The organism is Arthrobacter sp. NicSoilB8 (assembly GCF_019977355.1).
In the GTDB taxonomy this organism is placed as follows: domain Bacteria; phylum Actinomycetota; class Actinomycetes; order Actinomycetales; family Micrococcaceae; genus Arthrobacter.
Map to the genome: position 1 here is coordinate 724894 of NZ_AP024655.1, position 11685 is coordinate 736578.

At 68.6% G+C, this 11685-nt stretch carries 10 protein-coding genes and 1 riboswitch; of the genes, 5 read left to right on the top strand and 5 right to left on the bottom strand.

Annotated features, from left to right (window positions below):
- Window position 1: 1 nt before the first annotated feature.
- The 5 genes from LDO15_RS03385 to LDO15_RS03405 form a co-directional block, all read right to left on the bottom strand.
- Window positions 2–2062, bottom strand: a complete 2061-nt coding sequence (locus LDO15_RS03385) for a glycosyltransferase family 39 protein (protein WP_223984015.1) — start codon at window positions 2060–2062, stop codon at window positions 2–4.
- Window positions 2063–3583, bottom strand: a complete 1521-nt coding sequence (locus tag LDO15_RS03390) for a bifunctional glycosyltransferase family 2/GtrA family protein (protein ID WP_223984018.1) — start codon at window positions 3581–3583, stop codon at window positions 2063–2065.
- A 166-nt stretch (window positions 3584–3749) separates the two neighbouring features.
- Window positions 3750–4568, bottom strand: a complete 819-nt coding sequence (locus tag LDO15_RS03395) for a hypothetical protein (protein WP_223984021.1) — start codon at window positions 4566–4568, stop codon at window positions 3750–3752.
- Window positions 4568–4755, bottom strand: a riboswitch (cyclic di-AMP (ydaO/yuaA leader). (Overlaps the previous gene by 1 nt.)
- 128 nt (window positions 4756–4883) lie before the next feature.
- Window positions 4884–6512 (bottom strand): HAMP domain-containing sensor histidine kinase, encoded by a 1629-nt coding sequence (locus LDO15_RS03400; protein ID WP_223984025.1) that lies wholly within the window; start codon window positions 6510–6512, stop codon window positions 4884–4886.
- A gap of 3 nt (window positions 6513–6515) precedes the next feature.
- Window positions 6516–7256 (bottom strand): response regulator transcription factor, encoded by a 741-nt coding sequence (locus LDO15_RS03405; RefSeq protein WP_223984028.1) that lies wholly within the window; start codon window positions 7254–7256, stop codon window positions 6516–6518.
- A 246-nt stretch (window positions 7257–7502) separates the two neighbouring features.
- Between LDO15_RS03405 and LDO15_RS03410 the strand changes: the two genes are divergently transcribed.
- The 5 genes from LDO15_RS03410 (at window position 7503) to LDO15_RS03430 (ending at window position 11678) form a co-directional block, all read left to right on the top strand.
- Window positions 7503–8420: a hypothetical protein gene (locus LDO15_RS03410; RefSeq protein ID WP_223984031.1), complete on the top strand. Its 918-nt coding sequence runs from the start codon at window positions 7503–7505 to the stop codon at window positions 8418–8420.
- Between the two features lie 556 nt (window positions 8421–8976).
- Entirely contained in the window at window positions 8977–9840 is an 864-nt protein-coding gene (locus LDO15_RS03415) for a winged helix-turn-helix domain-containing protein (protein ID WP_223984033.1), read from the top strand.
- A 358-nt stretch (window positions 9841–10198) separates the two neighbouring features.
- Complete coding sequence (locus LDO15_RS03420) at window positions 10199–10402, top strand: dodecin family protein (RefSeq protein WP_018774263.1); 204 nt, start codon at window positions 10199–10201, stop codon at window positions 10400–10402.
- 55 nt (window positions 10403–10457) lie between these two features.
- The gene (locus tag LDO15_RS03425) at window positions 10458–10985 is read left to right on the top strand and encodes a histidine phosphatase family protein (RefSeq protein WP_223984034.1); all 528 of its coding nucleotides are present in this window, start codon (window positions 10458–10460) and stop codon (window positions 10983–10985) included.
- A 138-nt stretch (window positions 10986–11123) separates the two neighbouring features.
- Window positions 11124–11678 carry a hypothetical protein gene (locus tag LDO15_RS03430; protein ID WP_223984035.1) on the top strand — a complete coding sequence of 185 codons (555 nt, stop codon included), beginning with the start codon at window positions 11124–11126 and terminating at the stop codon, window positions 11676–11678.
- Window positions 11679–11685 lie beyond the last annotated feature (7 nt).

An 11685-nucleotide genomic window follows, 5' to 3' on the forward strand; every position in this document is an offset into this window, starting at 1 on the left:
CCTATGCCCCCAGCTTGTAGACGGTGGTGTTGCCCACGGTCTGGGCCTGGAAGTTGGCGGCCACCCACGTGGCGACCTCGGAGTTGCCGCCGCGGCCTCCGCCCATCCCGCCCATGCCGCCGCCGGAAATGAAGTAGCCGATCTCGCCGCGGTCCACCATCGCCTGGAACTGCGCGAGGGTGGGGTAGGGGTCGCCGCCGTTCCAGCCGCCGAGCGCGATCACGCTGGTACCGGTGGCGAGTTCCAGGCTGGCGGCCTGGGTGGCACCGGAGACAATCGCGGACCACTTGGCGTCGGAGGACTTCAGCAGCGCGGTCAGCTCGGCCGATGCCGTTTCGCCGCCTGCTCCGCCGGGTCCGCCGGCCAGGCCGCTGGTGGTGGCGGTCCCGCCGCCGCCGGCCGTCCTGCCTGCCGCCCCGAAACCGCCGCCCATCGCGGATGCGGTGGGCCCGGATGTGGGGATCGAACCGGAGTGCGGCTGGACCGCCGTCGCCAGGGTCCAGGCAGTGGTCCCCAGCCCTCCGGCGAGCAGTGAGAGGATCACGACGCCGGAGGTGGCGGCCTTGCGGAACCGCACCGGAAGCGCCGACATGCTGTCCACCCGCAGGAGCAGCGCCGCGGCGGCGAGGGCGCCCAGGACCACGACGATCACGCGAAGCCCGGGGAGCCAGGCCGGGTCGCGGCCGAGGAGCACGGCGGACCAGACCGAGGTGGCCAGGACTGTCACGGCCAGGACCACCCGCGCGGGCCAGTAGGCCCTTCCCCGCCACAGTTCCACGGAGCCGATGCCCACCAGGGCTGCGACGGCGGGGGCTAATGCCACGGCGTAGTACGGATGCACGGTGCCGCTCATGAAGCTGAAGATGCCGGCCGTGATCACCAGCCAGCCGCCCCACAGCAGGAGCGCCGCACGGGTTGTTGAGGTCCGGGCCTCCCGCCGGGTGAACCACAGCCCGGCGGCCAGCAGGATCAGTGCCGCCGGAAGCAGCCAGGACACCTCGCCGCCGAAACTGGTCCCGAACATCCGGGTGATCCCGGCCGCGCCGCCGAAGCCTACGTTGCCGTTGCCGCCAGGGCCCCCGGCGTTGCCGCCTCCGGGCATGCCCCCGCCGGACCCCGTGATCCGGCCCAGGCCGTTGTAGCCGAACGTGAGTTCCAGGAAGCTGTTGGTTTCCGAGCCTGCCATGTAGGGGCGGACCGTGGCCGGGGTCAGTTGGAAGAGCACCAGGTAGCTTCCGGCCACCACCACGATCCCGGCGGCGGCGGCCAGCAGGTGCAGGAGCCGGCGGCCGAGGGTGGCGGGCGCCGCCCACAGGTAGGCCAGGGCCAGCCCGGGCACGATCAGGAAGCCCTGCAGCATTTTGGTCAGGAAGGCCAGGCCGATCACGGCGCCGGCAGCCGCGAGCCATTTCCAGCCGGCCTTCTCGATGGCGCGGGTAGTGAGGTAGGCGGCCAGGACCAGGCACAGGGTGAGCATGGCATCCGGGTTGTTGAACCGGAACATGAGGGCGGCCACGGGGGTCAGTGCCAGGGCGCCGCCGGCGAGGAGGCCCGCCGCCGGTCCGGACACGCGCTTGACAGTCAGGTAGAGGAGACCGGCGGCGGCCACGCCCATGAGTGCCTGGGGGATGAGCATGCTCAGTGCCGAGAATCCGAAGATCCGTCCCGCGAGGGCCGGGATCCAGAGGGCGGCCGGCGGCTTGTCCACCGTGATGGCGTTGCCGGCGTCGAGCGAGCCGAACAGCAGCGCGGTCCAGTCCTTGGTCCCGGCCTGGATTGCCGCGGCGTAGAAGGAATTGGCGTAGCCGGTGGCTTCCAGGTTCCACAGGTACAACACCGCAGTGAGCACCAGCAGCAGGGCTGCGGAGGGCCGGACCCAACGCGCCTGCGGTCCGAACAGCAGGCGTTCCCGGCGGCTCCGGGGTACGGGCGGGCCTGATACGGGCGGGTGCGGCGCCGTCCCGGCTGGCTCGGGCGCCGGGGCGGGCGTTTCCTGGACCGGCGGGCTGCCGGCGGGCGAACCGGCCCGGGCTCCGCCGGTGGGGCTGATGGTTGCCGTCATTTATTTGGCCGTTTCTGTGCGGGGGAGGGAAGCATCGGTGCCGCTTTGCGCGGGAACAGCATCGGGGGCGCCCTGCGCCGGAAGGTCGGGGATGGGTCTGTTGCGGAAGACCACCAACCGGAAGAGCAGGAATTTGACGGCCGTGGCCGCCAGGTTGGCGGCGGTGACCGTGACGAGTTCGAGCCAGCGGTCCGGGGACCCGCCTGACGCGCCGTGAACCAGGGCGAGGGCGCCCGAGGTCAGGGCGAGCCCGATCCCGAAGACCAGCAGTCCCTCGAAGTGGTGGCGTGCCGCCTGGCTGCGTCCTTGGATGCCGAATGTGAAGCGCCGGTTGGCCGCTGTGTTGGCCACGGCGGTGGTGAGCAACGCGAGGAAGTTGGCCAGCTGCGGGTCCATGATCCCGCGGCAGAGCAGGAAGATCACCAGGTACGCGAGGGTGGAGGCCACCCCGATGCTGCCGAAGCGGACGAGCTGTCCGAAGAGGCTTCCGCCGGGGCTTTGTTCCTGGGACCGTGATGAGGCCGGCAGCGGCCCGCGGGCCAGGGCGGCACGCAGTTCGGGAACCGGAATCCGGCCGGAGACCAGGTCACGGCTCAGCCGTGCCATGCCGCGCAGGTCCGCGAGGGCAGTCTGGATGATGTCCACGCTGGAATCGGGGTCGTCGGTCCAGTCCACCGGGACTTCGTGGACGCGCAGGCCGCACTTTTCGGCCAGGACCAGCAGTTCGGTGTCGAAGAACCAAGCGTTGTCCAGCGTGTGGGGCAGCAGCTGCCGTGCCACGTCCGCCCGGATTGCCTTGAAGCCGCACTGCGCGTCGCTAAAGTGGGCGCCGAGGAGTGACTGCAGCAGGAAGTTGTAGCTGCGCGAGATGAATTCCCGTTTGGGGCCGCGGACGACGCGCGAGTTGCGGGTCAGCCGGGTCCCGATCGCCAGGTCGGAGTGCCCCGAAATGAGCGGGGCGAGGAGGGGACCGAGCGCTGCCAGATCGGTGGAGAGGTCCACGTCCATGTATGCCAGGACCGGCGACGGCGAGGCAAGCCATACCTTGCGAAGGGCATGGCCGCGGCCTTTTTCGGCCATGTGGACCACGTTCACCTCGCGCAGCTCGCGGGCTACGCGTTCGGCCGTCTTGAGCGTCCCGTCGGTGCTGGCGTTGTCCGCCACGGTGATCCGGAACGGGTGCGGGAAGGAGCCGAGAAGGTAAGTATGGAGCCGGCGCAGGCAAGCTTCGAGGTCCCGTTCCTCGTTGAAGACCGGGATGGCGACATCCAGCACCGGTGTGCTGGTACGCGTGTCTATGGGTGAGCGCCGGCTGCCGTGGCTGGTCAGAGGCCCGTCAAACGGGCCAGGGACGGGAGTATCGGCCAGCACATGCCCCGATGAGGCAGGCCCGGACGGTGCAGGCCCGGACAGTGCAGACCCGGACGGTGCACGTTCTGACGTGGCGGCGGACGCCGCCGGACCGGCCGGCGGCGCCGCGGAGCGGGGAAGGGTTCCTGTGCCCTGGTCTGTGAATGTCATGGCTCAACTTTCCCGGCGGCCCATATGAGGGCTTTAGGGTCAAGCTGTGCGGGGGCTGTGGAAGTTCGGCCCGCTCCCGGTATGGCACACGCCTAAGAGGCCCCGGATCACGAGGATCCGGGGCCTCCAAGGAGGGGCTGGGCAGGCGGGGCCGGCTGGTGCCGGCTTAGTACCAGTTGTGCGCCAAGTGGAAGTTCAGGGCGCCGCAGGGTGAGCCGTAGCGCGTCTTGACGTAGTTCAGGCCCCAGTTGATCTGGGTCCGGTAGTTCGTCAGGTAATCGGCGCCGGCGCTCGCCATCTTCGAGGCTGGCAGGGACTGGACCACGCCGTAGGCGCCGCTGCTGGGGTTCTTGGCGGTCGTCTTCCAGTCCGATTCCTTGGTCCAGAGCTTCTGCAGGCACTGCATCTGGCCCGGAGCCCAGCCGTAGCTGCCCAGCTGGGCGGCGGCGTAGGCCTGCGCGCCGGCGGGATCGTCGACTGCGACCGGAGCCGCCGCCGGAGCCGGTGCTGCCACGGGAGCGGGAGCCGGCGCAGGTGCTGCCGCGGGTGCCGCTGCAGGAGCGGGTGCGGGGGCCGCGGCGGGTGCCGGTGCGGGCGCGGGGGCAGCAGCAGCCGGGGCGGCCGGCGGTTCGGCGGCCTTAACTTCCGGGAGCGTGGGGGCCACGTTTTTTCCCGCCGGAGCGGTGGGAGCAGCGATCTGGACGCGTTCGAAGTTGAGCTTGGCCAGCGGGTCGGCACTGGTGGCCGTCGAGGTGTTCGCAACATTCGCCCCGTGCGTTCCCGGTTCTGCTGCCTGGCTGGCGGCGGCGCCGCCCACCAGCATTGCGCAGGCGACGGTGACGACGGCGGCGCGGTGGCCGGTGATGCCGAGCCCGGTGGCCAGCCGCGACAGGGCGGATGCCTGCTTGGCTGGTTCGGCGCGGTGACGCGACTTCGTGGAGTGTGCAACGCCGTCAGGGCGCGTTTGTACCTGGAGTTCAGTCATGATCGCCTCTCAACGCCTGCGGAGTTAGCTGTCGGGTTCGGATGAGGTCATCCGGCCGCACGGAAAAGTCACGTGTCGGCTTCACCCCAAGGGCGCATATGTGCAGAATGCCCGGGAACTCTGGGTCCCCCGCCTCTGCCTCGTCTAGCGGAATCCGGGAAGCGGCAGAGTTTGGCGTCCATCCGGATGTGCGGCGCCGATGGCAGCGCACTCCTACGACGCTACAGGACGGCGACGCTTAAGTCACATTTTGGTAACAGGAGTCACAGCGGCGGGGTGTCGGCTTGTGTAGACCCTTGGGCCGCATTCGTGGGCTTACGCGGGCGCGGATGGGGGTGCCGCGGGCAGCCGAACGGCGAACTCCGTCCGGCCGGGCCTGGACGTGACCTCGACGGTCCCTCCGTGGGCCTCCACGATCGACTGGACAATGGACAGGCCCAACCCGCTCGTCCCCTCGGAGGTCGGCGCGGGAGCCGCCATGCCCGCAGCTCTGGAGGCTGCGGACAAACCGCCGGAAACCGTGCCGGAAAGGGTGCCGGACGCAGTGCGGGCTCCCGCCGCTGCGACCGCAGGCTGGGCGGCGGTGCCCGCCCGATTGGTGCGCGAGGCGTCGGCCCGGGCGAAGCGGGCGAAGACGCGTCCGACGAATTCGGGGTCGATGCCGCTGCCGTTGTCCGTCACTGTGACCACCGCGCTGCCGTCAGCCGAACGCATGACCCCCGTGACCACCTTCGTCCCGGGTTCCGTGTGCTTGCGTGCGTTGGACAGGAGGTTGGCGAGGACCTGGTGCAGCTGGGTCGCATCCCCCCGCACCACCACGGGCTCGTCCGGGAGTTCCAGCTGCCAGATGCGGTCCGGGGCCATGACCTTTTCATCGCTCACCGTCTCGATGGCCAGCTGGGTGAGGTCGACGTCGGTGACCTTGAGCGGCTGCCCCTCGTCCAGCCGTGCCAGCAGTAGCAGGTCTTCCACGAGGGTGGTCATGCGCTCGGACTGGCTCTGCACGCGGGCGAGGGATTTCTCGCCGTCGGGCGTGAAGTGCTCGGTCATCCGCATCAGCTCGGTGTAGCCGCGGATGGCCGTGAGCGGAGTGCGGAGCTCGTGCGAGGCGTCGGCAACGAACTGCCGCACCTTCATTTCGCTTTCCTGCCGTGCCTCGAGGGCGTTGGAGACGTTGTCCAGCATCTGGTTCAGCGCGTAACCCACGCTGCCCACCTCGGTTCCCGGATGGGCCACCGACGCCGGGACGCGCACCCCGAGCGCCACCTCGCCCGCGTCCAGCGGGAGGCGGGAAACCTTGGTGGCAACCTCGGAGAGCTGTTCCAGCGGCTTCATGGTCCGCCGGATCACAGCCGTCCCGGCGAGGCCGATCAGCACGAGCCCGCCCGCGGAGACCACCACCATGGTCCAGACCAGCGAGGCCAGGGTGTTTTGTTTTTCTGCCAGCGGGAGCCCGGTAACGATCACGTCGCCGTAGGGTGCACGCACGGCAGTGAGCCGGTAGTCCCCGGCCGAGAGGGTCCGGTCCACCGGCAGCCCGTTCGGGGTGAGCGCCAGGAGGACGGCGTTGTCGTCCGGGGAAAGGCTCTTGCGGGTGGCGTCCCCGGCCAGGAAGCCGGGGTTGCTGACCTCTCCGCCCTGTATGCGTGCGTTGAGCGTGCCGATGCCCTGCCCCCGGGCCTCAAGAGGGTCCGGACGCCCGTCCGGGTTGCCGGACACGGGCCGGCCGAACTCGCTCGAGCGGTGGGAGGCCTGGCTGAGCTGGTCATCGAGCTGCCGGGTCAGGAACAAGTCCATGGAGGCATAGCTGAACAGTCCCACAGCGCCGCAGATGGCCACGAGCAACGCCATGGCCACGAGGACCAGTCGGGTGCGCAAGTGCCACGTGGAGGGGTTGCGCCAATCGCGCCCGGGGACGCGGGTCACACCGGAAAGTGAGGGCACGGATCAGTCCGCCGGCTTGAGGACGTAGCCTGCGCCTCGCACGGTGTGGATCATGGGCGCGTGGTTGGCGTCGACCTTCTTGCGGAGGTAGGAAATGTACAGTTCCACGATGTTCGCCTGGCCGCCGAAGTCATAGTCCCAGACCCGGTCCAGAATCTGGGCCTTGCTGATGACCCGCTTGGGGTTCTCCATGAGGTAGCGCAGCAGTTCGAACTGCGTGGCGGTCAGGTGCAGCTCCTCGCCGGCCCGGGTGACTTCACGAGTATCGACATTGAGCACAAGGTCGCCCACCACGAGTTCGGCGGTGTCCATGGCGGCCACCCCGGAGCGCTGGACCAGCCGGTGCAGGCGCAGCAGGACCTCTTCCATGCTGAACGGCTTCGTGACGTAGTCGTCGCCGCCCGCCGCCAGACCGGTAATGCGGTCCTGGACGGCGTCCTTGGCCGTCAGGAACAGCGCCGGCACCTCCGGCGCGAACGCGCGGATCCTGCTGAGCAGCTCGACGCCGTCGAACCCGGGAAGCATCACGTCCAGCACCAGCACGTCGGGACGGAATTCCTTGGCAAGCCGGACCGCAGCGGGCCCGTCGGCCGCCACGGCCACGGACCAGCCTGCCATCCGCAGGCCCATGCTCATGAGTTCGGAGAGGCTGGGCTCGTCATCCACCACGAGGGCGCGGATGGGGGAGCCGTCCGGGTGCGTGAGCTGGGGAAGGTTGTTGGTCATGGAGTGCGAAGTGGCCATGGGACAACTCTCCGATCTGCCGGTTAGGCGGGGCTTTGGGGACCCTGTGCGGCACCTGTGAATCCCAGCCTAGCGAGCTGGACGCCTCGGCGGGGCCCGACTGGCTCGATCGACGGGACATCCAGCCGACCTTTCGGTCCCGCCGGAAGGTCACAGGCACGGCTGTCGGCCCGCACAGCCCAGGCACAGGATCGCTCAGCACTCTGGGGGTGAACACAGATCCGCACCCCCTGAAGGAGAAACACCATGAGCGGTCAGCATCCCGGAACCGGTTCCGGGCCAGCCCCAGCATCCGACCCCGGCGCCGCGACGGCGCCCGCACCAGTGAACACGCCCCCTGCGGCCGGGCAGCCGGCCCCCGGCGCTACCACCGGGCCGCACGACGCCGGGCAGCCGGCCGCCGCCGTTGTCTCCGGCTGGGGTGCGCTGCCCCCGGCGTCGACGGTTCCTGCGTCGGCCCCCGCCTGGGGCATGCCCCGGCAGGAGCCGCCGGCCCCTGCTGCCGCAGCAGGCTGGGGCGCGCCGGGAGCCTTCCCTAAAACATCCACTGCGTCCAAGCCATGGACCCCTCGGCGCGCGCTCGCCGTCGCCGGGGCCGCAGCCGTCCTGGCAGTCGGGGCGGGCGTGGGAGTCTACGCCCTCACCTCAAGTTCTGCGGCAGCCGACGGAACGACGCTCGGCGCGGCTGGCGGACAAGGCGCCGGCGGCCAGGGTTTCGCTCCCGGTGCGCCGGGTTCTGCGCAGGACGGATCCGCGGGCGGCGGCATGCCCGGGCAGGGCGGTCCAGGCGATTTCGCGGCCGGCGGCCTGGGCGGAATGGGCGGCGGCCTTTCCGCAGCCGTTCATGCCGAGTATGTGGTGCTGCAGGGGAGTGAATACACCACGATGGCCGAGCAGGTGGGCACCGTGAGCGAGGTCAGTTCGTCCGCCGTCACCGTCAAGAGCAGCGACGGGTTCACCCGCAGCTATGCGCTGGGAAGCGACGTCGTGGTGAGCAATCTGCAACAGCGGCGCCAGCAGGCCGGCGGCACGGGCACCCAGCTGAGCGTGGCGGACATCGTCGCCGGCGGGACGGTGCGGATCGTGGCGGCCAAGGACGGCTCCGGCTACACGGCATCCTCCGTCATGGTTGTGGCGGCGACTTCCACAGGCCAGACCAACTAGTCCCGCCAAGGCGCATATTAGGGCGCGCACTGCCGCCGGGTCCGGCCAGCCCGGCGGCGTGCCCACTCCGTGGACGGCCAGGCGGCCCGCAGGGCACCTGCCCGGTTTTGCCGCTTTGCGATGCTGTGAATTATTTCTGCAATCCGACGCTCGCGACCGAATAAAATTCGGAAAAAGTCGCCCGCCAACCCTTTCCGTCGGAAAAACACTTGTTATTTTATTACGCCGGTGGAATTGTGACTTGCGCTACAATTCGACGATCCGTCTCACAATGTGGAACCAGGGGTCCATTGTTACTTGCACGTTCGCATTGTTACGTTGCACACTTCAATTGTGAACAAGAACTCAACAGCACCTGCAGACGCAGCTTCCTGGATCAGCACACCCGCTGGTACCGAGATGCGCTGTTGTCGAATGCACGCCTAACTTTTACACCCCAAAAGTTTCTAGGCATTCGCCCCCCAGCCCAGAGTCGGGCGCCCCTCCCCAGTTTTCATTGCGGGGAAAGTAGCATTCGAGCCGCGATGACGGCCATTCACATTGAGGTAAGCATTCCATGTCAGTTGCATCCGGATACGTCCACATCTCCGTCCGTAACGCCAGCAAGGCCGGCCAGGCCTCCGGGATTCGCCAGGGCTTTGGCGGCCGCTCCGCCTTCGCCCCTGCCGGATCCGCCGGCAGCTTCCCGGCTCCCGGATATGCAGCCCAGGGGTACAACCCTGACTCCTACGGCCAGCTCCGTGCCGTTCCGCCTGCTCCCGCCACGGCGCCCACTCCCGTGATCGCTCCGGGCACCGGCGGCGCCGTGCGTCCGGCCCCGAGCGACAACGTCGCCCGCGGCTTCGTCCTGTACATGGGGATTGACGAGGAAACCGCAGCCGCTGCCGGCACCTCGATTGCGAAGCTGGCCCAGGAGATCCGGGCCTACGCACAGTCGCTCGTTGCCGGCGCCGAGAGCTACGCTGCCGTCGCCGTCGCGCCGGCCAGCGCCCCGGGTTCCGCCCTCGACGTCGTCCGCTCGACCTTCGGCGACCCGACTGCCGGGGCCCGCCAGCGCACCGAGACCGCACGACTGCAGCAGCCGCAGGATCCGCGCCCCTCCGGAGTGCTGATCGACCTCGCCCGCCGTGAGGTGCACCTCGACGGCGAATCCCTGAACCTGACTTTCAAGGAATTCGAGCTCCTGAACTACCTCGTGGAGAACGGCACCCGCACCGTGGGCCGCGACGAACTCCTCGAGGGCCTGTGGCGCAACGCCGAGGAAGTCCCGAACGAACGGACCATTGACGTCCACATCCGCCGCCTGCGTTCCAAGCTCGGCCGCCTCGCCAACACTGTGCGCACCGTCCGCGGCCAGGGATACCGCTTTTACGAGCACCCGGAGGTCGTCGTCTGGGCCGCTCCGGAATACTCGATCTAGCTTCTAGCCCACGCAAAGCGCCCGCCTCTTCTTAGGGAGCGGGCGCTTTCGCTTTCGCGGCACGATCCCTCGGCGCCTGCGCTCGCCTCTCCCCGCCGTCCCCCTAACCTCGCAAGCTCGGTCAGGGAACCCCGACGGCGGAGCTCACGCAACAACGGCGCTTTCGGGATGTGCCGCTGCGCTACAGCGCCCGCGCTGCGCATTGGGCGCTTTGGGTGGGCTGACTGACGGGCATGTGCCTCCGCGGCTGAGGCCCCAAATCCGGCGAGCCGCCGTTAGTGAGTGGCGGTTGGACTCTGTTGCGTTTCTTGGGTCCGGCGTAGTCTCGGACCGTTGAGCCGACTATTGGGAGGAAGACATGTCTGTTGCACGGATTACTACCCTGAGCGCGAACTCCAAGACCTCGTTTGATGCTGCCATCAAGGAGGGTATCGACCGGGCCAACAAGACCCTGCGCAACGTCACGGGGGCGTGGGTCAAGGAACAAAAGGTTGAAATCAGCGACGGCGCCGTCGTTGCCTGGCATGTCGTGCTGGAAGTGACCTTCGTCCTTGAGGACTGAACCGCCGCTGCTGGGATGCGCGCCCGGGAACCAGCCGCCGCATTAGGATTGGGTCATGAGCGCGCATCACATCAAACGGCTGGTGATCATGCGGCACGCCAAGTCCGACTGGCCCGGCGGGGTTGCCGACCACGAACGGCCGCTCGAAGAGCGCGGCCACAAGGATGCCCCCGTCGCCGGAAAGTGGCTGCTGAAGCACGACCTGGTGCCTGATTTCATTCTCTGCTCCAGCTCGCTCCGGACCCGCCAGACGTGCACCTGGGTGTGCCACGCGCTAGGCGACAAGGCGCCGACGCCCAAGCTTGAGGACGGCCTGTATGCCGCGCCCGCCTCGCGCATGCTGGCAGTCATCAACCACGTTCCGGACACCGTGAACACGCTCATGGTGATCTCACACATGCCCGGCGTGCAGGATCTCGCCATGCATCTGGCCTCGCGCGATTCCGATCACGATGCCTATATGGACGCCGCCACCCGCTATCCGACCAGCGGACTGACTGTGCTGGAAACGGAGAAGTCGTGGGCCGAACTGGACGGACAGGACGCCAGGCTCACCCATTTCAAGGTCCCGCGCGCCAAATAGCGTCCGGACTGCCCTTGCGGGAGCCCGGGCCCATGGCCACTGGCTCCGTTCTGCGGTTTACTGTTCCTGTTTACTGATGTGGTTTTTTCCAGTGGTTTTGGGGCAGGTAGTGCAACCTCAGAGAAAAGGCGGATCAACGTGGATTCAGGGCAGCTCATAGGAATAATAGTCGGCATTGTCGTGGTGCTGGCGATCGTCGCGGTGGCAGTCATGATCAGCCGCAAGCGCAAGGTGGCCGCGGACCGGAACCGCGCCGCCGAGATGCGTGAACAGGCCAAGGCGGACGAGTTCGCGGCGCGGGAACGTGAGGCCAAGGCGGCGCGAGCGGAAGCCGACGCCAAGGAGGCCGAACTCCAGGCCGAGCGCCTGCGGGAGGAAGCCCGCGGCCGCCAGGAGGAAGCCGAAAAGGTCCGCTCCGGCGCGCAGGAACAACTTCGCAAGGCCGATGAACTGGACCCGGACGTGGTCACCTCTGAACGTGACCGTGCAACCGCCGAGGACGCTGCGGTCCGCGGGAACCCGCGGACCGACCCGGCTACCGGCGGCCCCGTTTCCGGTGCTCCCGCTCACACCGACCCCGTTCACACCGATCCCATTCCCGGCGAGCAGCGAAGCCGCGAGGATGTGCCCCGCACCGACACCGCCCAGGATCCGGACACCAACCCCCGGGAGGGGAATCCGCGGAACCTCTGATGGCCCG

Coding starts and splice junctions, on each gene's coding strand:
- LDO15_RS03385 (WP_223984015.1), bottom strand. CDS start 2,062: ATGACGGCAACCATCAGCCCCACCGGCGGAGCCCGGGCCGGTTCGCCC.
- LDO15_RS03390 (WP_223984018.1), bottom strand. CDS start 3,583: ATGACATTCACAGACCAGGGCACAGGAACCCTTCCCCGCTCCGCGGCG.
- LDO15_RS03395 (WP_223984021.1), bottom strand. CDS start 4,568: ATGACTGAACTCCAGGTACAAACGCGCCCTGACGGCGTTGCACACTCC.
- LDO15_RS03405 (WP_223984028.1), bottom strand. CDS start 7,256: ATGGCCACTTCGCACTCCATGACCAACAACCTTCCCCAGCTCACGCAC.
- LDO15_RS03410 (WP_223984031.1), top strand. CDS start 7,503: ATGAGCGGTCAGCATCCCGGAACCGGTTCCGGGCCAGCCCCAGCATCC.
- LDO15_RS03415 (WP_223984033.1), top strand. CDS start 8,977: ATGTCAGTTGCATCCGGATACGTCCACATCTCCGTCCGTAACGCCAGC.
- LDO15_RS03420 (WP_018774263.1), top strand. CDS start 10,199: ATGTCTGTTGCACGGATTACTACCCTGAGCGCGAACTCCAAGACCTCG.
- LDO15_RS03425 (WP_223984034.1), top strand. CDS start 10,458: ATGAGCGCGCATCACATCAAACGGCTGGTGATCATGCGGCACGCCAAG.